Consider the following 22,514-nt stretch of genomic DNA (forward strand, 5'->3'; position numbering starts at 1 on the left):
AAACCCATGGCCACGAAGAGCGCCCGCGCGGGCCGCCCCCTGCTGGAGGTCCACCTGGACGCGCCGGAGCTCGGCCCAGCCATGCACATCGGGAACCTGTTCCCGGGAACCGAACGCGTCGACCTGGCGCCCTCCTTCGAGTACACCAAGGCGTGGCTGGATGCGCCGATGGCCGTGCAGATAGACCCGCAGCTGCCCCTGTACGCCGGCGAGCAGCACTCCCCTGAAGGTCGGGGGTTCGGTATCTTTTCGGACTGCGCACCGGACAGGTGGGGGCGTGTGCTCATGGAGCGACGAGAAGCCAATGCGGCCGCAAATGAAAAGAGGCCCATGGCGCGAACGAACGACCTGTTCTACATGCTCGGCGTGAACGACTTCACTCGAGCCGGCGCACTTCGATTCCGACGCGGCCCCAGCGCGCCGTTTCTTGACGACAGCCCACTGCCCGCGCCCCCTGCGACCGACTTGCGCGAACTGGCCGAGGTCGCCAGGAGGCTCGACGGCCCGCGCCCAGAGGCACTGCCAGAGTACGAGAAGTGGCTCTCCATGCTCATCGCACCAGGCTCATCGCTGGGCGGCGCACGACCCAAGGCCACCTTCACCATGGAGGATGGCACGCTCTGGCTGGCCAAATTCCCGGGACACAACGACCAGTACGACTGGGGAAGCTGGGAGTACCTGATCTACCTCCTGGCTGGCGATGCCGGGATCGTGATGCCTGAGGCCCAGCGAGTCCTCCTGAGCGACCGGTACCACACCTACTGCGTGAGTCGATTCGATCGCCAGGCTGCTGCAGCAGGCGCCGCGCAGGCCCGCCGGATGTATGCATCGGCCATGACACTGCTCGAGCGGCGCGATGGCCAGGAAGGAGGGAGCTACCTGCACCTCATCGAGGCCCTCGAATCATGCGGTGGTGTGGGCTTGACCGATGACATGCACCAGCTTTTCCGGCGCGCCGTCTTCAATCTGTTGGTAGGGAACAGGGACGACCATCTGCGCAACCATGGGTTTATCTTGCAGCCTACGGGCTGGCGGCTTTCCCCTGCTTTTGACCTGAACCCCAATCCCGCGAAAAGCGACCATTCATTGACATGGGACGGCAAGTCTGCAGCGCCTGTCCTGCAGACCTTGGTGGATACGGCGGGGCACTACCGCCTCGACGCAGCTGTCGCACAGGTTATCGTCGACGAGATCTCTGCAGTCGTGGCCACGTGGAGGGACCTGGCCACAAAGCTTGACCTCCCTGGTGGTGAAGTACAGATGATGGCCAACGTGTTTGCCGTCTGATGCTCTTCTAGGCTTCGGGAAGCCGCGCACATCGGCGCGAAGATCAGCTTTTTTGCTGTCGACAGCACCAGCGATGCCCAAGCTGGAAGGCTCGCGCTGGCTGCCCGCACCGCTGCGCGCGCAGCGGCGACGTGCCGAGGAGCGGCTGAAGCGTAGTCGCCTTGCGTGCTCCCTCAAGTTCGGCATGCCGAACTTGAGGGGTGCATGCGCGCTGGGCGGCAGTGCGCGGACACGGGACCGGCCCACTATCGCCGATGGCTGGCTTGTCTCGATCGGACGGTGGCATGCGGGTCGACGGTGCGGTGTGCGGATGCCCAAGTCCTTGTGCGGTGTTGAGGGCAGGATAGACTGACGTCAGACATTGTTAACAGCCATGGCGTTGCGATGACCAAGACCTCTCTGTCGAGCGTGATTGGGACCCGGGTGCCGCCCGAAACGAGGGCGCAGTTTGCCGCGCTGGCCGCGCGCCATGAACTGAGCGAGTCGGGGCTGCTCGCCAAAATGGTCAACGAAGTGCTGAAGTCCAACAGCGCGGGGGCGCGTGATTCGACGGCCGACGGCGCTGCATCGGATCGCATCACGCTGCGGCTTCGTAGCGGCGATCGAAGGTTGGCGGCAGAGTGGGCCCGTGCCCGTGAGATGAAGACCGGCAGCTACCTGGCCCTGTTGATCCACAACCATGTTCGGCGCTCGGCGGTGCTGCCTCCGAAAGAGCTGGACCAGCTCCGAGTGACCTGCGCGCAGCTGGCCGCGCTCGGGCGGCAGCTTCGAAGGTTCGGCATGCCGAACACTTTGGCGGAGCCAGTGGCATCGAACCTGGGCGATGCGATCGCGCTGGCACGGCGGGAAGTCGAGGTGGCACGCGAAGCCACAGCGGCCGTCGTGCGCCGGAACCTCATCAGCTGGGAGACCGGCAGAGAGACGGGCCATGCCTAAGCAGACTGTGCGCTTGGGCCGAAGCAGCCGCGGCTCGGCTGGTGCATCGCGCGACATGGCCTTGGACATCGTGAGCTATGGCCGGCGAGGACCCAGCGGCACCCTGCGCTTGGGCGCCGACCAGATCGCACAGATCCAGCGCACGGTGGGTCGCACGCCCGAGGTGATCGTGAAGGTCTCCGGCGGTGGGCGGGATGTGGGCGGGGTCGAGGCACACCTGCGCTACATCGGCCGGCACGGCAAACTGTCAGTGGAAACCGACGACGGGCTCATGCTGCAGGGCCGGGGTGCTGCGAAAGAGATCACGACCGACTGGCAGCTGGACCTTTGCAGGAGCCACTGCAAGCCCAAGCCGGCCGAGGGTCAGAAGGACACCCGGGCGAAGCTCGTGCACAACATCGTGCTGTCGATGCCGGCCGGCACGCCGGCGCAGAAGGTGCTGGCCGCGGCACGCTTGTTCGCGCGCGAGAACTTCGCGCTGCGGTATCGCTACGCCTTGGTGCTGCACACCGACCAGCCGCACCCGCACGTGCACCTGGTGGTCAAGTGCGAGCACGAGTTCGAGCCCGGCCAGCGCCTCTACATCCGCAAAGACACGCTGCGGCAATGGCGCGAACAGTTCGCCGCGCTGATGCGCGAGCAGGGCGTGGCGGCCAATGCGACGCCGCGTCAGGTGCGAGGGCAGATCCGCAAGCCGTACAAGGACGCGATCCATCATCGGCTCCGTGCGCTTCGGGCGTTCTGGCAACTGCCGATCGGCGAGCGGACCGAGCGGAAGATGCCGAAGACTTCAACCTTCGTTCGCGCCAAGCTGGAGAGCGTGCTCCAGGTCCTCCACTCGAGGCGGCGCGTCTTGGATGCCGGTCAAGAGGTGATGCAAGGTACTCGGCAGGAGGTGGCGGCGGACTGGCGTGCAACGGCGGATGCACTTCGAAGGCAGGGCGAAGGTGATCTCGCCGCCCAGGTGGATCGTTTCGTCGCGCGCATGCCAGACGTACTGACCGACGCACAGCGCATGGCCGATCGTTGGAGGGAGGCGGAGAGACGTCGCACGCTGGAGCGCGTGGATGCGAAATCGCCCCAGCCGCATGTCCGGTGACCATCGAGTTCGCCGACGCCAAAGAGGATCACACGGACAAGAAGACCCCGGCCTGTTGATTACCATCCAGAAGTGCCCCCCTGGCAACAGCTGAACGACTTTCCTTTCAGGATCGCATCTCATCTGTTTTGAGCTCGGAAAGGGGCGGTGTTCGAAAACCGGACGCTGCCATTTTTGAAGCTGCGGCCCGTGAACTCGGTATTGCCAACGACGAGTGCGTCTATGTTGGCGACCACCCGATCAACGACGTTGCTGGTGCTCTGTCCGCGGGCATGGGCGCCATATGGCTTGAAGGCTTTCATCCATGGCTGGGAGACGTTTCGATCAAAGTACCATCGGTCACTTCGCTGTTGCAGGTCCTCGACCTTGTTGCTGAAACCGGCACTAGAGCCACCGCCGTCGCAACGGGCGGCATGGTCTATTCAATGTTCAGGGGAATTCATGCTCGTCGACGACAAGTCAGATCATCAGGACATTCCGACAGCACTCAGGTGGATTGTCGAGCGCTGCAATTCGAGACACCCGAGACAAAGGTCTCGTGCCATCCGGATCGTAGTTGGAAAGAGCGTGATCGAGGAACACGAGTGTGCACCGGACGAGAACGTCGTGACGGTGTCTGAGGCCGGCATCATTTTTTGGTTTCGACCGTATTCGGAGCCCGGAGCTCCCCGTATCGCTGGGGCGAAACTCAATGGACTATTCGACTTTATGAGGATCGCTATCTGGCCCCAAATAGTTGATGAATGGGGTGCCGATCGTCTGATGCTTGAACCTCAACTCGACGAAGCGGAGATTGGTGCAATCAAACGCTACAAGGAACTTCAAGAAGAGGGAAAACGCCTCAATTCAGAAGATATAGAAAATCTCCTCGAAGGCCACCCACATCTTCAGCGCCTGTACTCAGCCATCACAGGCACGAGTCTTCTTGAGCTCCAACGCTCAACAGAGCATTGCGCCGAAGAACTAGCAGAGATCGGTGTTGAACACGTTCGGACGCTAGTGAATGCAATCGAATCAGGCGATCAGAATGCTGCCAAGTCGCAAAGAAGTTCTCTCATTTTTCGCATATTGCTGACTGCTGTGGAAACGATGCCTTTTGAGGTTCGTTTCACCTGGCACAGCCAAGCTTACGATGAAAACACGAAGATGGAGAATACGCAGCTGGCCTACCTGATCAGACTCGCAAACAGGCGATATTCAAAAGAGTTCGAAAACTTCAGTTCGTCAGGTGAAATTCTGAACATCAATGACCGCTACTTTTCTGGCCCGGATCAACTTGACCAGCAGGCCTACAAGGCGCAGCTCGCTTCTTTCATGGCTGAAAAGCTGGCATCACCCAATTTTCTAGTTTGATGCCTGAACTGAGAGCAACGTCCTGGGCGGGACGAGCTGCAGGTAGCGGCGCGCTCCAAACATGAAGGTCTGCTTTTTTCCTTCTAGGTTGATCAGCTCAACGTCTCTCTCGGGCCCGATGCCGCGGCACAATGGCCGAGATCTGAAGACCGCGCGTGCAGGCTCGGCCGTCAGCCACCGGCATCCAGATATCCAAAGTCACGAAACGATCGCACGACTGTCGAACGAAAAGTCAAGGGGCGTCTGCCTCGAATGCAGGCACTCTGGCGAGGACCCGCATGAATGCTGGCAACGCCGACGTTGTCCCTGGGTTATGCGCAAAGATTTCCACAGACGGATGGAACAACTTTCCGCTGGCGAATGCCTCCCGGCGTGGCAATCCGATCTGGTCTTGCCAGCTTCCGTGAAGGCTATCGAGGCCTGAACTCCTGGCGTAGCACCAGCCGAGGCGGCATCGGTCCTGTCTGTCTGTAATGGGGTGAAATGGATTGGCGCGTGAGGAAGCGCCACAGTGCCGGTACCGTTTGCGTTGGAGGAGGGCGCCTGCGGGCTCTGGGCATCCTCTGCAAGGCTGGCGGCGGGCCGCGCATCTGTCCAGCCGGGCATTCAAGCAAGGGGCGGTCTCGGTGTGTTGGAAATTATTCCGCTCAGCGCCTGCTCGCGCGCGGGCGTTGATGTCGTCGGATGAGGTTTCGTCAGGTCGTGCCCGCCCCGTTCCTGGGAACCAAGGGAAGTCAACGGTCATCACGGAGGTTGCAACATGCCGAAATCTGCGCTCATCGTTTACATCTCGGGCGACGACAGCTCAGCTGCATTGAAAACCCGCTTGGTCTTCAAGGGCTACGGTGTTCACTGCATCGCCATCGATCCGGCCGACGGGCGTGTCCGATGGCATCCCGACAACGGCCCGGCACCACAACCCCAGGCCCTGGGTTCCGTGGTCTACGACAAGGTGTTCATCGTGGGCCACCATGCGCTGGACCTGGGCATGCCCACGCGCAGAGGCGTGGCGCTGGGCGATCGATTGCTGCCGACTTCTCATCTGATCGACATCCTGGTCGCAGCCGGGCTCCATGAGCCATCGCGGTTCGTCCTGATCGTGTGCAATGCCGCAAGGGGTTCAAGCCCCGGCAATGTCATGGAGAACGACATCGGCTATTCGACGGGCCACAATTTCGCGAGCCGCCTGATCGAGATCGATTGGTACGCCGTGGAGGTCCATGCCTACACGCAGAAGATCGGGGTGATCGATGAAGGCACTCATGAGCTCATGCAGTTTGCGGCAAGTCGTCGAATCATTCAGCCCAATCAGGTCTTGCCGGTGGGAAGCCGCTACATGATGTCGGGTTCCGACCTTCCTCCGCCGCGTCCCAGGGCGGTGGCCGGGTCCAAGATGCGCTTCTATTTTCAGAACAGAGTGCTTTGCTGTTCGATCATCTATTGAAGTGCAGCGCCAGTTCACGCGTTTCAGCCACGGCGTCTGATCCCGTGTGAGGCCCATCGCATCTGCGTGTGGCGCGGAACCAGAATCCTGATGCGCGCAGCCACATGGCACGAGCTGCTCGGCCGAATGAAACGCACGGAGAAGTCGAGTGAAAAACCTGAAGCACGTGAGTGTGGCGGCATTCGCGCTAGTCATGAGTTTCTCGGCCAGTGCAGGAGCATGGGGTGAAGGCCCCTTTGACAACGACGATGCACAAGACTGGCTGATTGAATGCTCGAGGTCTGCGGGGGCGGGCACGATAGCCGCAGCGATCGATGCAGCATTGCGTCCTGGCTATCTTGAGGCCGATGCGGGTTCTGTTGCCGTTGCCGCCGCCGAAGTTATCGCCAGTGCGGACGGAAAGGGGCCTGCCACGACAAGCGCAGACGCCGCGCCATGTCTCGCAAAGACGCGCGCGCCCGAGGTGCGCGCCTTGGCGCCCCGTGCACGACAAGCCATCACTCGGGTTTCGGACGCCAGATCTTCCGAACTCGCTCAACTATGGTCAGCAGGCAAATCAAACCGATGGGCTGCCGGAATCAGCCAGCTTGCGACGAGGCTCGAACGGTAACGATAGCAGCCGGCTAGAACCGGACCTTCGTCGGCAGGTTAGATTTACGCCTATGACACGTTCGCGAACACCTCTCGAGGCCGCCGCCGGCAAGCTCGTCGCAGCGATTCAAAAGGAGTGGGGCATCGAGGCTGGCGAGCCGGGGTCGGCCGCAAGCGAGAACGTGATGCATGCAGCGCACGAATTGCTGCAGGCCGCTTCGAAGTTCGGGTCAATCGCGAGCGTCACCGGCTCGGGCTCCGTATCGACGTTTTTGGGCGAGCAGTGGGTTCAGGCCCATCCGCAAGTCTTGCCATACATCGCGGCCCTTGAAGGCGCGCAATGAGCAGCGGATGGCAAGCGGCCAACATCGGACGTACAAACGCCAGTCACCGTCCCGAACTGAAAATGCTTCCAAGCTACTATCAATGCACAAGTTGCCGTGAGCGATTCGGGTTTGCGCATACCGAAGGCTACTACTACCTCAACTTCGACCACGTGCCACCTGGCGCTCAAGTGCCGGTCGCAGATCTGTACACCATCCCTGTACGACCTGGTTGGTGCAAGGACTGCGCCACGGTTTGCATAGTCGAAGACATTGCAGTAACGCGAGTGTTCGAGGATGCTTACGGCGTAGTCCGCGCGGGTCGACCGGTGGAATACCCCTTGCAGACAGAAAATCTCGATCTACAGCAGGCTCAGGAGAAACTGGCGGCGTATTTACGGTGGCGGCTTGAGCGTCGCCATCCTGCACGAGCGCTCTGCTGTGGGGGAACAAGTTACCAGTTTCTGGACGTCGCACAGCCGCTGCTCAAGCATACAGAGTGTGACTTTGGGGTGGTCGAGCCGCAATCGCAATACTTTATTGGAGGCGAGACCTACCGTACTTCAGGCGTTCTCAGCCCTGCGAACGTTCGCGTTTACAGCGGGGAAGGCGACTTGATGGGTTTACTAACGTGGCGATCACGCGACTCGGATACTTGGGAAGTAACTCCGACCACATACTCGCAATCCATGCGAACAGAACCCGGAAGTGCTTGAGATTAAGTCCACGATACAGAGTCCCTTGCCTCCAGCGGTGCTTCGACTAAAGTCGGCCGAGGTTGTGTGGAAACGCACTCGACGTGCGAGTATGCCGAACTCAGATGCAAGCTGGCGCGCTGCAGACGCGGAACTCGGCGGCGAAGTCAGTGATGCAGGCACTGGCCGCGCTGCGCCGCGAGCGCGACTAAAAGGGCTCACGCCCTTGCCAACTGCATCGCCCTCATTGTTCTCGCGATCCCCAGTATGTTCATCACTCGCTTGAGGTTGTAGGCCAGCACGTGCAGGCTCATTTCGGTGCTCACATGCGCCAATGTCTTGGTGAGGAAGTGGGTCGATCCCATCCAGTGCTTCAGCGTACCGAACACATGCTCCACGGTACTTCTTCGCAGCGTCATGGCATCGGGCTTGCGATCAAGCCGTTGCTGAACGCGCTCCAGCACCGCTTCGTGCCCCCAACGCTTCACGCGTCGTTCTTTGCCAGTGGTGCATTGCGCCTTGAGGGGGCACTGCGGGCAGACCGACGTCCAGTAAGCCCGCAGGTTCATCTCCCGTTCCGTGGTGGTCTGATGCCACCGCAGTCGTTGTCCTGCAGGACACTGATACTCGTCATCTTTCGCGATATAGATGAAGTCGCTCTTGTCGAAGCGCCCCTGGGCCTTGGCGCCCGAGGTCATCGGCTTGGGCACGAAGGTTGTGATGCCAACGTCTTCACAGGCCTTGAGCTCAGTGCCGTTGAAGTACCCGCGGTCAGCGAAGACGCGCACCCTGCTTTTACCCATCGCCTCGCGCGCGGCCTGCGCCATCTTGCTTAGCTGGGCTCGGTCATTGCCGATGTTCGTTACCTCGTGGGCAATGATCAGATGGTGCTTGGCATCAACTGCCGCTTGCACGTTGTAGCCCACCAGGCCCGAGCCCTTGGCCTGCGAGTTCATCGAGCGTGAATCGGGATCGGTGGTGGAGCGCTGGCCATCGGGTTCGTGCTTCAGCTGTTCCTTGGTCTCTTCGAGCTGGCGCATCTGCTCGCGCAATCTCTTGATCTTGTCCTGCAGCCGCTCGGTCTTGGCCTCGACCTCCGTGGGCTGCGTGCGGTCGGCGGTCTCCAGCGCGTCCAGGTAGCGCTGGATGCTCTGCTCGATCTGCCGCTGGCGCGCATCGATCTTGGCTGGCGTGACGTTGCGGTCCCGGCTGTTGACCGCCTTGAATTTGCTGCCATCGATGGTCACGATGGCCTGCGTGAACAGCTTGAGCTGCCGGCACATGCCCACGAAGCGCTTGCAGACGTTGCGGATGCCCGCCCCGTTGTCGTGACGGAAGTCGGCAATGGTCTTGAAGTCCGGGGAAAGCCGGCCAGTGAGCCACATTAGTTCGACGTTGCGCTGGGCCTCGCGCTCCAGACGCCGGCTGGACTGGATGCGGTTCAGGTAGCCGTAGATGTAGAGCTTCAGAAGCACCGCCGGGTGGTACGCAGGCCGACCGGTGGCAGCGGGGTCTGCGCCTTTGAAGCCGAGTGCCTGAAGATCCAGTTCCTCGACAAAGACGTCGACAACGCGCACCGGGTTGTCTTCGCCGATATAGTCATCAAGACACTCCGGCAACAACGCGACCTGCCGTCGGTCTTCGCCTTCGATGAATCGCTTCATGCGCCACCTCGCTCTGACGGGTTGGCAGATTTTATTTGGAGCGCAGCGTTCAACGAAGTGTTTTCACACAACCTCGGCCAAGAGCTGCCGCTCGCCTCGTGTTCCGGTGCAGTTCCGAAAGCTGTCGCTGACACGCTTTTCCACGCCCACCATGCGAGATTTCGGTGATCGGCCTTTGCCGCCCCGTGCCGCTCGCGTGGTGCGATGAATACAGTACTTGATGCCATCACCAGACACTCAATGCACGAGAATCGCGCCACTCACCTGCTTCCACACATGAAATGCATAGCGATCGTTCTTATAGCGATTGCGCTCTCCGCTTGCGCTGGCCCTGACTCCCTGGATGCCGCCAAGCTCGCCAAGGCCAGAGAAAGCGCAACGCTCGATGTAAGCCCGATCTCGCTGTACGAAGGTCAGATCGTACTGGCGGCTGGCGAGTACAAGGCGGAACTCGAAGATTCCTCTGGCGTCTTTTATCGCGGGCCTGGCAAGAGCTTCAGGTTTCTAAAAGAAACGTACCCTGGTGGCATCTACATCACCAAGCCCCCGGGACCGGCGAAATATCGCCTGTATTACTACAAGACATCAACGGCAGTGGTCGATTCAACAGCAACCGCTCTGGGGATTTCCCAAGCCGCCTCACCCGCTGCTGGCCCCCTTACCGCTGGAGTTGGTGCAGGGGTTGGCGCTGGAATCGTCACCTACATGGTGCACATGAACGACGGCAAGCTGATGTTGCTGCAGCCCGTCGAAGGAGTTGACTATCCTCAGCTTGTTCGCGCGCGCAACTGACTCGTGCGGACATGCGATTCGACCCGCTGCTCATTTCGATGGACCACCAATGGCCGTTGAAGACGGCACGATCGTTCCAAAGCGTGGCTCTCCGCTCCATCCGACCGATGCGTACAGCGCCGGCCTTTGAGCCGGGGCCGACTGTGTAAAGAGGCGTGAACTGCACCGAGACGTTTTGTTCGACGAAACCGAATACCGAGATACTCTGCGCTTGACAACATGGCCCGATCAGAGAAGCAGACCTTCGACACTTCAACTTCGTTGCCTATGACTAATGGCGTTCCCCAAAGGTTCGTACGGCTGGCTACAGTCGCCTTTGGAGCGCTGGCGCTGATGGCTTCAGCGTGGGCCGAAAGAACCTGTGCGTTGAAGAAGCCTCCTCGCGCTGCCGGTGTGAACGCCAGTCATGGAAACTATTTCTTTGTTTTCCCTCGCAAGGTGAGAGCCGGATACACCGGCTGTCAAACGATGTGGAACGAGATGGGCGAGCGCGTCCTGGTGATTCGGTTTCAGCGCGGCTCTCCGCTGACATACGAAGAGCATGCTCGTCCGAGGAATGGGGCGACATTGACATGTGACTTCCGGCGCGGCGCCGTGCGCGCAAGCGACTGCCCCGCCTATGAAGACTTGCAAGACGGTCTCCGAACCATTCCGGCCGAACAAGAGCTTCAAGTGCGACCCAGCAACGACCCGCGAAAGTTGTGATGCTGTGTGACCAACGACGACAGAGTGCGGCCAGAAGCGGCCGGCCGGCTGCGCCGCAGAATTCGCCGGATAGCTGACGTTCGCGGCGCGCAACGGGCGTGCCAAATCTGAGTAGAAGGTCGCCTTGCGACAGCACAAGGAGGAGAGGATGGTTTTCGACTGGTTCAGGAAAGGCAATAAGCCCGCGGCCAAATTAGCCGCGCCGGCGAGTTCGAGCACAGAGCTCTCCGACGAGATGCACGGAGAGATTAAGCGGTTCTGCGCAGAAGGTGACAAGCAAGCGAACGTCAAGCAGTTTGCGGCGGCACTGACGCTGTACTGGCGGGCGTTCGATCTGTTGCCCGAGCCAAAGACGGATTGGGTAGCCGGTACTTGGGTCTTGGCGGCCATCGGCGACGCCAATTTCTTAGGCGGCGACTTCGAAGCGGGTCGCGACAACCTGACCAGCGCAATGCACTACCCCGATGCGATTGGCAATCCGTTCCTGCATCTCAGACTTGGGCAATGCCAGTTCGAACTCGGCGCTCTCGAGCGGGCGGCAGACGAGCTGTCACGAGCTTACATGGGTGCAGGAGCGGAGATATTCTCAAAAGACGACCCTAAGTATTTTGAGTTCCTAAAGACGAGGCTCCAGCGCCCAGAGTCTGGGCAATGGTGACCGTAGTCGGCGGCGGACACTCGAGCCCACGTCAGGATTCAGAGGATTTCTTGAAACCATCCGACCAACTTGTAGAACTCGCGAAGCGTGCCGAAGTCAAGCTGAGCGAGGTTTTCGACGCGCCAGCAATGCTTCCCTTTGCGTCCGAAGCCGTTGACCTTGCCCGTGACCTGCTCGGTTTAGTCGAGACAGTTTTTCCTAGAAGACGGCGGGTTGTAGTTCTAGGCGGAGTTCCTGTTTGAACTCCGCCGGGGTCAAGTATTGCAGGCTGCTATGGGGACGTACCTCGTTGTAGAGATTGCGCCAGGCTTCGATCAGGACAGCGGCTTCGCGGCGCGAGCGAAACCACTCGATGGACAGGCACTCGTCGCGGAACTTGCCGTTGAAGCTCTCGTCGGTGCCGTTCTGCCAGGGCTTGCCGGGATCGTTGAGCACGGTGGCGATGCCGGCGTGCGCGATCCACTCCAGGATCGCCTGTCGGCGCGTGTTCGCTGGCGGCGTCGGTGTTGTGCGCGTTGGCCCCGTCGCTGGCGCGTGGCTGCCAGGTGCCTTCAGGACCTGGGCAGTGCGGCGGCATGTTCCCGGTGGGTTCATTGAAACGGAGATTACCCGCTGGCGACCGGCCCACCAGCCAAGGCCTGGCTGCTAGGCCCGAGCGGGCTTGCCTGCCGGTCGCCGTCGGGTGAGCGCCAGGTTGGCCGTCATCATGGCCGCGACCAGTGTGACCAACCACGAGAAGTACACCCACAGCAAGAACATGGGGAGCGCCGCGAACGCCCCGTACAGCGCCTTGTACGTTGGCACCTTGACGAGGTAGGCCGTGAAGCCGCGCTTGCCGAGTTCGAAAGCCGCACTGGCGACCAAGCCACCCGCGAAGGCGTCGCGCAGCCGTACCTTGGTGTTCGGAACGAGGTAGAACATGCTCGTCAGTACAGCCACGCCGAGCATGAGCGGCCCGAGGTCGAGCACGAATGTGAGCGATGGTGGCAGCGCACCGATCAGCCCCATGGAAATGCCCAGCAGATACGACGTTGCCCACAGACTCAGGCCCAGAACGGGTGGGCCAACGGCCAACATCAACAGGTACAGGCCTACCCTCCTGAGGAACGGCCGATTCTTCCTGATCTTCCACATCTGGTTCAGCGCGTTCTCCACGGTGAGCAGCATCGCAATGGCCGTGCCCAGCAAAAAAAGCGAACCGACCCAGGTCAAGCCGCTGGCGTTGGCGGCGAACTGGTTCAGGTACTTCAGCACTGTGCGTGCGATGTCTGCGGGAAGCAGCCTGCTCAACAAGAACTCCTGGAGTGCATCCTTGAGCCGCCTGAAGATCGGGAATCGCGTGAACAGGGCGAAACTCACTGCCAGCAAGGGCACGATGGACAGCAAGGTCGTGAACGTCAGGCTCCCGGCGACTTGGGGCAAGCGCTCTTTTCTGGCACGGTCGATGGTCAAGCGGGTCAGGGCAAACATGTATCGCTGAGGAAGGAGGGGTCGATCGGCTTCGCGGGCACAAGGACCGCTGCAATGCCAGCGGGTTGGCATGTTCGCATTTTTCGGCGACGCCGCCCCCCAGATCGAATCGGCGATCCGATGTCGAGCGTGTCAGCTGGAGGGCTGCTGCGAAGGAACAGGCTGCCAGCGGTCTGTCGCTCTTGTCATCTCGGCCGTTCACATCCACTGCTGCACGAGGGCAAGCAGCGAGAGGTGCGCCGGATAGAAGGCGTAGAAGACCCAGCGGCTGCGCGGCATCGGAATTTCGACCCGACCCGCTCCCCAGATCAAGGGAAGGGCAGCCAAGGCAGCGAAGTTGCCGTTGATGACGGCGAGCGAAGCCGTCGCCAAGCCCAACAGCAGCAGTCGTCGTCCGCTGGGTCTGCGCAGGAACGCCCAGGCACTCAGGCCGCAGAGCAGTGCTGGCCACCAGAACTCCACCATGGAGCCACCGAGGAGGAAGGCGATCAGCGCCGCGCAGCGGTTGGCCCTGCCGCCCCGTTCGAGCAGCCAGACGATCAGCGTTGCCAGCCAGAGGGTGGCCAGGATGTTCAGTGGCCACCAGCCGACCAGGTGAACGAAGGCCGGCGTCGCGAGCAGGGCAAAGATCGCCAGGCGCTTCATGACGCGCAGATGCACGCCAGCCTCGAGCGCCCCGGGACGCGTCAGGTGGATCATGAGCACGAAGCCGAAGAGCGGCATCACCATGCGTCCCAGCGCATAGAGGGCCGGGCTTGCCTCATGCAGCAGGTACTTGTTGACGTGGTCTTCCGTCATCAGCAGGAGGCCAACCCATTTGAGCGCTTCGAGCGAGCCGTTCGAGACCCGCCACGCGTTCATCGACGTTCGGGGCTTCTCTCGGGCGAGCATCTGGAGTCTTCGGGACGTGGGGGTGGGATCGGGGGACGCTTCGTGCGTCGGTACACCGGAGACAGTGCGGTGCCTTCCTCCCCCAAGCCGTCGCCATTCAGCCCGGGTCTCCGACACTGCCTACAAGCGCTCATGGCTCAACTCCTCCTGGCCTCGGGCAACACGCTGCCGTGTCCGTATGGGCGTAGGGTGTGGACGGCGGTCCGGCAGGTGGATCGAACGGCCCTGCGCCAGCGCATCGGCCATCCGTTCGCGAATCAGTTGCACCAGGCGCTGCTGGGAGGCGTGATCGCCGGTCACACGCCGGGCGTACTGCTCGGCCAGCTTGAGGCCCGCCGCCGCCACGACCAGATCCGGGTGCTGGCCCAGGGTCGCATCGGACAGAAGTTCTCCAGTGCGCACGCGCTCGGCGCGGTGCTCCAGCGTGTGGAGGTGGTCCGGTGTCTCGACGCTCCACCGGGCGCGTTGCGCGACGATCTTCTTCTCGCCGACCAGCTCACCTTCCGCATTGCGGACGGCCGCGCGGACGCTGACCGGACGGGTCCCGTGCTGCGTGAGCACCACCTGGTCGCCGATGCGTGGCTGCGAGGCCGATTCGGCGAGGGCGCGCTCGAGGTCCGACCCCCAGATGGTGCGATCGCCGGTCTCCGTGCGCACCGTCATGTAGAAAGACATGCGTTGCACCGGATCGAACTGGTATGGCGCGGCGGCCGCCGCCACGAGCATGCCCCTGACGGGTGGTCTGGGACCGTCGCGAAGCGATCGACCGTCCCGCGGTGCATTGGGCGGGTGACGACTGGAATCGTGGCCGGGTTCGGCAGGCATGGATCCTTCGGGTGTGCTCGCTGCTTCGCGGTCCAGTGGTGCCGACCCCAAACCCTGGCCCGTCTCGTGCGAGGGCTGCCATTTCTTCGGCGCACGCTGCATCTGGAGGGTTTCAGCCGGGGTCGGTTCGTAGCCTCGCACCTCGATGCCGCGCAACGCAGCTTCGCGCCACATGCCCTGGCGGAAGGCCTCGGTGCCCTTGAGCTCGATGACCCGCCAGCCGCGCATTTGCGCGATCGCCACGACGCTGTGCAGTACCTCGCGGTTCTCGGTTCGCACGCGGATGCGGTCGCCGTCGTCGATGAACGCGAGCGTGCGATCCGGGAAGAAGTAGCGATCGTCGATGCGCAGGTAGCGGCGCTCGATGGCATCGGGTACTCGGGCATGGCCGCGGCCCGCAGCAGGTGCCTCTCCCTGGACGGAGCCGACGAAGTTCCGGGGGGCGGTGCCCGATGGAGGGCCATCGGGGGAACGGTCTGTGGACATCGCGGCTCCTTTCTCGTGCGTGTTGTTTGTCGTGCTGGGCGCTGGGGCTGTTCGCGCCGAATCGATACGGTATCAATCCAGGATTCGCGCCATGAACTCATCAGCTCGGCGCTTCACGTCCTCGTCGCTGAGCTTCTCGGTGGGAATCTCCACGTCGTCGAAGTCGAAGGAGAAGTCGTCCAGCTTCAAGTCGTCGCTCAGTACATCACCGGCCATGGTGCTCGCTTCCTTCGTCGTCGGTGCGAAGCCACCGCCTTGTGGCGTGGCATTGGTGATGGATCCGGGATTCGTGTCGGGCGTGTCTTCCTTGTCATCGGGCCTGGCCGCCCGAGCGGTCGCGATGACGCGACTGGACCTGTCCACGTCCAGCTTCGGCACCGGCGGTGGGGGTCGTTCACGGCAGGCGAAGAACCTGTCGCGGAAGTAGCGGATGCGGTGTGCAAGCACCGGGCGCAGGCCTTCGTAGAACAGGATCATCCGATCCGGGCCCAGCTCCTTGACCTCCTGGGGCAGCAGCAGGCGGCGCGGTTGCTCGCTGATGCTCACGGTCGGGGCTTTGCTTGCACCGCCCGCGCCGCCCCACATCGGGCGGCTGACGTTCTTCTGCGGGACGGTGTAGGTTCCCAGCTCGCGCGAGATGGCCTCGGCGTCCTCGTATTCCTTGGGCGGAAACACGATGCGCGCAGCCAGCATCTTGCGGATCGACTTGGCGCCCTCGATGCCGTACTTCTCGACCAACTGCGAATTGGACTGGACGATGACGACGGCGCGCACGTTGTAGCCGGGCAGGAAGGCCGTGGATTCCGCGATGACGGGGATGCGCCCGAGCGCCGGAAATTCGTCGAGCATCAGGAGCACCTGGTGGCGAAGCTGCGGGTTGTTCTCGGGCAATTCGCGTGTCTGCAGACCGATCGCCTGCTGGAAGAACAGGTTCAGGAGCGGCTGCAGCCGGGCGATGTTGTCGGGGTTGATCTGCACGTAGATGGAGATGGAGCGCTTGCGCAACTCGCGCAGGTCGAAGTCATTGGCCGAGGTGGCCGTATCGATCATGGGGTTGAGCCACAGGTCCAATCGACTGGTGAAGGTCTTGCGGATGCTGGAGGCGGTGGTCGGCGCCAGGTCGATCACGTCGTAGAGGCTTTGCACCGCCTCTTGCGACAGGGGATACCCGGCGCGTTCGCAGGCATCGATGACGCGCTTCCAGTGCTTCTGGAAGCCCTCGGCGTCGCTGGCCATGCCTTGGCGCAGCACCTCGCCCAGGGTGCGCGTGGCGCCCTCGGTCTCGAAGAGGTACAGAGCAATGCCCAGGAACAGAGAGCGGGCCGACGAAGTCCAGAACGGGTCACCGGCCAGCGGGTCGGGAAAGAGCATGGTGCCGATGCGCTGCAAGTCGTCGATGCAGCGGTAGGGCACGTCAGACACATAGCCGAGCGGATTCCAGCGTGCCGAGCACTCCCGCGCGGAGAGGGGATCGAACAGGTACACCTCTTGCCCATGGGCTGCTCGGAAGCCCGCTGTGCGCGTGAAGTTCTCGCCCTTGATGTCGCTGACGATGGCGGAGCCGGGCCAGTTCAGCAGGTTGGGGATGACGACGCCGACGCCCTTGCCGCTGCGCGGCGGTGCCTCGAGTTCCACCCCTTGCTGACCCGGCAGGACCAGATAGCGATGGCCCCGACGCCCGAGGATGATGCCGTTCTCGTTGAGAAGACCCGCTTGCTCGATCTCGCGCCGGGTGGCGAATCGCGCCTCGCCGTGCAGGGGCCGACGCCGGGGCAGCATGGCGAGACCTACCAGGCCCAGCATCAGTCCCTGGGAGCCGATCAGTGCCGCGATCAGGGGACGGCGTATGTCCGGCCGCTCGCCGTAGGCCTCCCAGTACTGATGAAGGGTCAGCAGCGTTGCATTCTGCGGCGGCAGCTTCATGGCCATCAGGAAGGCATAGCCTCCGACGTACAGGCCGACCGTCGCCGCCACCAGCAGCGCGACCGCGATCCTGAAGGCACTAGGCAAGTCTTCGGTGCCTGGTGGCCGGGTCATACCAGATCTCCTGCACGATGCGCCGCTGCCGGCCCTCTCGCCGGTCTCTCGCGCACTGCACCACGATGTCCACGCTCATCCGGGCCAGCTCCACACCCTCGCGGGTGCTCATGCCCTGGCCCGCCTGGCTGCGCTTCATCAACTGTGCCAGTGCCACGAAGGCCATCTCCGCGCTGTCCGCGTGCACGCTGGTGATGGAGCCGGGGTGGCCGGTGTTCACGGACACCAGGTAGTCGTAGACCTCCTCGCCTGTGCGCAGTTCGGACACGAAGACCCGGTCGGGGCGCTGCCGCTTGGCGCTGGCCAGCAGTTGGCCGGGCGTGACCTCGGCCTGCCCCTGGGCGCCCTGCGAGTAGAAGAGCCGCACATGGTTGGGCTGGTTGCGCAGCGACAGCTCCTTGACGTCCTCGATGGTGATGAGTCGGTCCTCGGAAGGCACCTCGAGGATCAGCGCCTTGCTGACGGTGGTCTTGCCGGAGCCGGTGGCGCCGGACAGGAGGATGTTCTTGCGCAGCTGGACGGCGCGACGCAAAAAGGAGGCGAACTGTCTGCGGGCGAGGAGGTTCGCCAGCTCTCCGTCTTCTGGCGACAGGGTTGTCGCATCGGGTTGCTGTGTTGGCGCAGCGGGAATGCTGCGCGTCGGCTCGAAGATGTGCAGGCTCTCCAGATCTGCGAGGCTCCAGAGGGCATTGGACGGACGCCGGATCGTGATCGAGACGGTCCGCTCCAGGGTTGCGGGCGGCAGCACGACCTGGATCCGTTCGCCGCCGGGCAAGGTGGCGGACAGGAGGGGCTCGTTGGCCGAGACGCGCTGGCGCGTGAAATTGGCCACGAGCTTGGCGATGGACATGCACCAGTCGAAGCTGGCGAAGGGGAGCTCCTCCTGTGTCCAGCCGGACTGCCGTTCCACGAAGGCCGCGCCCGGCGCGTTGATGCAGATTTCGGTGACTTCGGGATCGTTCAGCAGGCGGCCCAGCGGGCCGAGAAAGAGGGCGAGGGACGAAGGTGGTTCTGCAGGTGCGCCAGCATGTGCAGGCCCGTGCTGCGCCCGCCGATCGCCTGCTGTGGCGACGGGCTCTCGGTCAAGGGGTGGTGGGACTGGTTCGAAGCGCATAGACGCTCCTGAAATCCACATCGCGGGCGACCAGGATCTGGATGCGCTCGCCCTGGTTCTTGATGACGGTCGGTGGGATCGAGACGGTGCTGCGCAGCACCTCCGTGAGGACATCCCGGCTGCCTTGCGTGCCCAGCACCACGTCCGTGCCGCTGCTGGCATTGGTGCCGCTTTGCTGGTAGGCGGTGATGGCCTCCATCGTGCCGTCGATCACCGAGATCAGGATCGCGGCGCCGAAGCGGTCCCAGAAGTGGGTGTCCACGAAGCCTGGCAGGCCGTTGCGCCCCAACTCGTCGGTGCCTGGGGAGGCCAGCTGGACCACGACGCCGGTGGGCGTGCGGGCCTCGTTCCACACGATGAAGACGCGGCCCTGCCCCTGACGCGGCGTTCCGCGCTGCTCGCCGACGTACTTGGTGCCGCGCTCCAGCAGCACGACCTTGCCGTCGGCGCCATAGATGTCGCTGGCGCCGATGCAGGTGGTCATGCCCTCGGACGTGGAATCGATGGCAGTTTCCAGGGTGCAGTCGATGAACGCGCCCTTGGGCAGCAGCATGCGCCGCGCGGGCAGGGTGCGGGCGGCGACCGCCGGAGTGGGTGTGGGCCGCAGGTTGGCGGCGAGGCTGCCGCCCGCGGGAGCCCCTGAGGTTGCCCCGGGCGCTTGCAGCGCGCCGATCAGCTGCGCCATTCCTGGAACGCTGGCGGGCAATGTCGCCGGGTCCGCGGACGCGTAGGGCGTGGTGGCGCCCGTGGCCTGGGCCGCCTGCGCGCGGCGAAGCACCGGGATGCCCAGTTGGCGTTCCAGCGCGATCTGCTCGGGTGTCTTCTGTGGGGTGCCCGCGTTGGCGGTGTTGAGCGGCCCGGGGGGTGGCGCTGGGGCGGGGTTGGTGGAGACCGATGCCGGGTCCGGCGGGGCCCCTGGAGGGGCGACGCGGCCCAGCGGCGGCACCTTCATTTCGCCGCCGGCGCGCGCCGCAGCCGCCTTTCTCGCGGCCTCTTCGGCTTCCCGCGTCCTGGCGTACTGCGTGTTGTAGTACCAGAACAGGAATCCGGCGCCCAGCAGGATGATCGTGGCCAGCGCCAGGGCGCCGCTGATGCGTGACTGGATGGAGCGCTCGCGATTGACCGACGGGACGGCGCGCTCGCCCTGGATCGTCGTGCTCCCTGTGGCGGCTCGGGCCGCCTCACGTCCCGGGCCTGCGGCTCGCTGCGCAGACAGGACCTCTCCGGTGTCCGGATCGATCTCGGGCGCGTCGCCACCCGCCGGCGGATCGGAGGGGAAGGCGTGGCGAGTCCGGTCCGGCCAGGTCACGGCCCGTCTCCCGTGGTGATGCGCTGCACGCCTGGCGTGTTGGTGTGGCTCGGGGTGCGTGCGCCGCCGCCAGCGAAGGACCGGTTGACGACGCAGCCGACCAGCTTGCCCCGGCGCAGCACGAAGCGACGCGCCACGCGGTGGATGACAACCTCGTCCTCTTCGATGTTGAAGTTCAGCAGCGATTCGGAGCCGTCGTCATTCTGGATGAACATGGCCGGGAACTCGGCGCGCGCCTGGAAACGCAGCCGGGTCTGCACCCCGTCGTCGTAGGCGCTCATGGGCCTGAGCGAATCGCTGCCGCAGAACCCGTAGTCGGTGTTGCGCAGCCGGTCGACCTCTCCACGGTTCATGCGCGCTTCTGCATTGCGGCGTTCCCGGTCCGCTGCCGCGGCGCGGGCCTCATCCTGCGGGTAGGTGAAGCGCAGCGAATACACCATGCGTCTGGCGGCTGCACCCACCGGCGCGGTGGCGGAGACGATGTAGTCGAAGTGATAGGCCCGTCGGTTGGTGAGGACGGTGAGATTGGTCGAGGCGCGTGCCTCCTTGGGCTTGATGAAGAAATGGTTGCGCTCGGCGCCGACATCGAAGGCGCCGTTGTCGCCGGAGCCGAGGTTCACGAACTCCTCGTCTTCGGCGAACTGCAGGTGGATCTGATAGCCGACGTAGCCCCGCAACGTGATGACGTCGTCGGGGTTGTAGGCGACCACCCGCACCCGGGCATCGACCTTGCCGGCCAGGGGCACGGTCGCGGTGTGGGCGAGCGGCGCGATGAACACCAGACCCGCTGCCAGTCCGATGGCGAGCGCAAACGTGGGGAGCGCGCCATGGGAGCTCATCGCACGTCCTGCCTGCTCGAAGCAGTACCCGATGTGGCGATCTCGGGCTCGCGGCGGTACTCCACGACGCGAAATCCCAGCGGATTGAGTGAGCGCATCTTGTCGTCCTTCGATGGCGGGACATAGGCGAACTCGATCGTGCAGACCCAGTGGCTTGCCTGCTCCTCCCCAGTCCCGCCGGCGCGTGTGGAGCGGGTGAAGCGGACCTGGGCCAGCTTGTCCTTGCCGCTTTCCAGCTTGAGGAATGTGACCGAGCGCACCTGCGTGCGGATGGACGTGCCGTCCTTGTAGACGTTCAAGGGCGAGGCTGGGTTATCGGTCGCCCACAGGGTCGCCCACTCCTGGTTGAGGTGGGGTGAATTCTGCGAAGCGACCAACTCGTAGTCTGCTTCCGCGGTGCCGTAGAAGTAGCGCTCACGCGCGATCACGTAGTTCTGCAGCAGGTTGCGCGTCACCACTTGCTCGATGTCGGTCGTGCCCTCGTAGGTGGGGACGATGTCGACGATTCCGCTGCTGCTGTCGACCCGAATGAGAACCGGCACGGGTTGCTTCAGCGGTGTGAGCCCGCTGACGGCAGCGGCCGCGAGCCCCGCGATGACGGCCGCCGCTGCAGCGACGATCCAGGCGACCTTGGCCGATCGCTCCGCCCGGCGCGCGCGGTCGAGCTCCCAGCTTCGGGCCTCGAGCAGGTAGTTTTCAAGGGCGGCGTCCCGGTGCATTGATCGCTCCTGAATTGGAGGCGTCCGCCGATGCATTGATGGGTGTGAGTGGCCCTTCGCATTCCGGCGGCAAAGGCGGGCGGGTGCCGCAGGCTGCCAGGAGCAAGGCAAGCAGGGGGAGCGCGATCGACGGCTTCATTGGCATGCTCTCTGAAGTTAGAAATTGCGCGAGGGGTTCGGCATGACCCGCTCCCTGGCAAGCACGGTGCCGCCACGGCGCGGTGTACCGATGGCACCGATGGAGACCACGGCGGCACCGACGCGATTGCCCGCCAGGCGGCGAAGCGAATCCCAGCGACCGCCAGGCTCTCGCCGCAGGCCGTCGAGCACGCCGCGACTGACTTCGTGGCCGGTGCGCTTGGCACCTCCGAGTCCCCAGCGGAGCATTCCGCTCACGACGCCATAAGTGCTCAGCGCGACACCGCTGGCCAGTCCTGCGGCGATGGGCATGACCTGGCGCATCACCAGGAAAACGAGGGCCGAGGCAACGCAGACTCGTGCGCTCGCAGCGACGGTGATCCCCGCGCCTGCCGCCGCCGCACTGGCGGCGTAGGCCTTGACAATGCCGAGCAGCAGCGCCGCAGCGAACATGGTGAGCACTGCGACGAGTGCGTAGTTGGCCAGCTGTGCAGTCCATGATTCAAAAAATCGTCGGGTTGCATCAAAGAAGAGCAAGACGATGAAGATCGGGCCCAAGGCCAGCAAGATGGCAATGGCCACCTTGGACAGCCCCAGCATGAAGGCCGTTACGACAACGGTCAGCCCCACCAGCAGATAGACCAAAAAGCCAGCGATATAGAACGCGAAGTCGCTATCCAGCACGCTGCCCTTTTTGAGCAGCTGCTCCGCAACCGCCGTTCCGTCGAGCCAGACTTGGTCAATCACGCTCACGACCGTCGACGCGCCAACGACCGATGCCGCCAACTGCTCAGGTGCTCGATAGAAGGTGTCCGTGATGACCTGGTTGTACGTCCACAGCCGAAGTCCCACGCCGAGGACGATCGCGATGGTGAAGATTCGCTTGACCCCCTCCCAGATCGGTTCTTGGATTCGTCCGGTGAGACTGAGGTAACCCCAGATCATCACGTAGATGGCTGCAAGCGTCACCGCGGCAGGTTCAATGGCGGACGCGACCTGCGCCGAGTGTGTGCCAACATAGTTGGCAAGCTGGCCATCGAGCCAGGAGAAGAATTGTGCGAAGAATCCCATGATCGGACGTGCTAGTGGGCGTTGACCAGCGAGGCGGGATTCGGCCTCGGGTCTTGCGTGCGGCGGAT

Annotated in this window: 19 protein-coding genes and 2 pseudogenes; 10 read left to right on the forward strand and 11 right to left on the reverse strand. The window is 63.3% G+C overall.

Annotation, left to right across the window (positions count from 1 at the left end; genetic code table 11):
- Positions 1-6 precede the first annotated feature (6 nt).
- From ACTG4X_RS35615 to ACTG4X_RS35650, 8 genes and pseudogenes are all read left to right on the forward strand, one after another.
- Positions 7-1,287, forward strand: coding sequence for a type II toxin-antitoxin system HipA family toxin (locus ACTG4X_RS35615; RefSeq protein ID WP_097201116.1), 1,281 nt, complete (start codon positions 7-9; stop codon positions 1,285-1,287).
- Between the two features lie 384 nt (positions 1,288-1,671).
- The gene (locus ACTG4X_RS35620; protein WP_257015138.1) at positions 1,672-2,223 is read left to right on the forward strand and encodes a hypothetical protein; all 552 of its coding nucleotides are present in this window, start codon (positions 1,672-1,674) and stop codon (positions 2,221-2,223) included.
- On the forward strand, positions 2,216-3,322 hold the full coding sequence (locus ACTG4X_RS35625; RefSeq protein ID WP_179830562.1) for a relaxase/mobilization nuclease domain-containing protein: 1,107 nt from the start codon (positions 2,216-2,218) through the stop codon (positions 3,320-3,322). Before ACTG4X_RS35620 ends, ACTG4X_RS35625 begins: the two co-directional genes overlap by 8 nt.
- A 128-nt stretch (positions 3,323-3,450) precedes the next feature.
- Positions 3,451-3,549, forward strand: a pseudogene (locus tag ACTG4X_RS35630) (hypothetical protein); the annotation flags it as partial.
- A 214-nt stretch (positions 3,550-3,763) separates the two neighbouring features.
- Positions 3,764-4,675: a hypothetical protein gene (locus ACTG4X_RS35635; RefSeq protein ID WP_257015140.1), complete on the forward strand. Its 912-nt coding sequence runs from the start codon at positions 3,764-3,766 to the stop codon at positions 4,673-4,675.
- Positions 4,676-5,435: 760 nt separating this feature from the next.
- Positions 5,436-6,119, forward strand: coding sequence for a hypothetical protein (locus tag ACTG4X_RS35640; protein WP_097201119.1), 684 nt, complete (start codon positions 5,436-5,438; stop codon positions 6,117-6,119).
- A gap of 193 nt (positions 6,120-6,312) precedes the next feature.
- Positions 6,313-6,729: a DUF4259 domain-containing protein gene (locus tag ACTG4X_RS35645; RefSeq protein WP_097201120.1), complete on the forward strand. Its 417-nt coding sequence runs from the start codon at positions 6,313-6,315 to the stop codon at positions 6,727-6,729.
- Between the two features lie 52 nt (positions 6,730-6,781).
- Positions 6,782-7,054, forward strand: a complete 273-nt coding sequence (locus ACTG4X_RS35650) for a hypothetical protein (protein ID WP_097201121.1) — start codon at positions 6,782-6,784, stop codon at positions 7,052-7,054.
- Positions 7,055-7,946: 892 nt separating this feature from the next.
- Here ACTG4X_RS35650 and ACTG4X_RS35655 read toward each other — a convergent pair.
- Positions 7,947-9,392 (reverse strand): IS1182 family transposase, encoded by a 1,446-nt coding sequence (locus tag ACTG4X_RS35655; protein WP_097201122.1) that lies wholly within the window; start codon positions 9,390-9,392, stop codon positions 7,947-7,949.
- 240 nt (positions 9,393-9,632) lie between these two features.
- Here ACTG4X_RS35655 and ACTG4X_RS35660 point away from each other — a divergent pair, with 240 nt between their 5' ends.
- Positions 9,633-10,184, forward strand: a complete 552-nt coding sequence (locus ACTG4X_RS35660; RefSeq protein WP_143696856.1) for a hypothetical protein — start codon at positions 9,633-9,635, stop codon at positions 10,182-10,184.
- A 940-nt stretch (positions 10,185-11,124) separates the two neighbouring features.
- On the forward strand, positions 11,125-11,547 hold the full coding sequence (locus ACTG4X_RS35665) for a hypothetical protein (protein ID WP_097201244.1): 423 nt from the start codon (positions 11,125-11,127) through the stop codon (positions 11,545-11,547).
- A 198-nt stretch (positions 11,548-11,745) separates the two neighbouring features.
- Here ACTG4X_RS35665 and ACTG4X_RS35670 read toward each other — a convergent pair.
- The 10 genes and pseudogenes from ACTG4X_RS35670 to ACTG4X_RS35715 all read right to left on the reverse strand — a co-directional run.
- Positions 11,746-11,976 (reverse strand): annotated as a pseudogene (locus ACTG4X_RS35670) (integrase core domain-containing protein); the annotation flags it as partial.
- Between the two features lie 216 nt (positions 11,977-12,192).
- Positions 12,193-12,969 carry a YihY family inner membrane protein gene (locus tag ACTG4X_RS35675; protein ID WP_440534488.1) on the reverse strand — a complete coding sequence of 259 codons (777 nt, stop codon included), beginning with the start codon at positions 12,967-12,969 and terminating at the stop codon, positions 12,193-12,195.
- A gap of 246 nt (positions 12,970-13,215) precedes the next feature.
- Positions 13,216-13,908, reverse strand: a complete 693-nt coding sequence (locus ACTG4X_RS35680; protein WP_257015143.1) for a TraX family protein — start codon at positions 13,906-13,908, stop codon at positions 13,216-13,218.
- 120 nt (positions 13,909-14,028) lie between these two features.
- On the reverse strand, positions 14,029-15,219 hold the full coding sequence (locus tag ACTG4X_RS35685; protein WP_097201126.1) for an LPD7 domain-containing protein: 1,191 nt from the start codon (positions 15,217-15,219) through the stop codon (positions 14,029-14,031).
- Positions 15,220-15,291: 72 nt separating this feature from the next.
- Complete coding sequence (locus ACTG4X_RS35690) at positions 15,292-17,256, reverse strand: type IV secretory system conjugative DNA transfer family protein (RefSeq protein WP_097201127.1); 1,965 nt, start codon at positions 17,254-17,256, stop codon at positions 15,292-15,294.
- A complete protein-coding gene (virB11, locus tag ACTG4X_RS35695) occupies positions 17,222-18,370 on the reverse strand; it encodes a P-type DNA transfer ATPase VirB11 (protein ID WP_097201128.1) in 1,149 nt (382 codons plus the stop codon). Before virB11 ends, ACTG4X_RS35690 begins: the two co-directional genes overlap by 35 nt.
- On the reverse strand, positions 18,339-19,679 hold the full coding sequence (virB10, locus tag ACTG4X_RS35700) for a type IV secretion system protein VirB10 (protein WP_097201129.1): 1,341 nt from the start codon (positions 19,677-19,679) through the stop codon (positions 18,339-18,341). The genes virB11 and virB10 overlap by 32 nt, the downstream gene beginning before the upstream one ends.
- Complete coding sequence (locus tag ACTG4X_RS35705; protein ID WP_097201130.1) at positions 19,676-20,518, reverse strand: TrbG/VirB9 family P-type conjugative transfer protein; 843 nt, start codon at positions 20,516-20,518, stop codon at positions 19,676-19,678. Before ACTG4X_RS35705 ends, virB10 begins: the two co-directional genes overlap by 4 nt.
- The gene (locus tag ACTG4X_RS35710; RefSeq protein WP_097201131.1) at positions 20,515-21,237 is read right to left on the reverse strand and encodes a virB8 family protein; all 723 of its coding nucleotides are present in this window, start codon (positions 21,235-21,237) and stop codon (positions 20,515-20,517) included. The genes ACTG4X_RS35705 and ACTG4X_RS35710 overlap by 4 nt, the downstream gene beginning before the upstream one ends.
- A gap of 156 nt (positions 21,238-21,393) precedes the next feature.
- The gene (locus ACTG4X_RS35715) at positions 21,394-22,446 is read right to left on the reverse strand and encodes a type IV secretion system protein (RefSeq protein ID WP_440534489.1); all 1,053 of its coding nucleotides are present in this window, start codon (positions 22,444-22,446) and stop codon (positions 21,394-21,396) included.
- Between the last annotated feature and the right edge of the window lie 68 nt (positions 22,447-22,514).

This window comes from Variovorax sp. YR566 (assembly GCF_051992195.1).
Taxonomy (GTDB): Bacteria; Pseudomonadota; Gammaproteobacteria; order Burkholderiales; family Burkholderiaceae_C; genus Variovorax.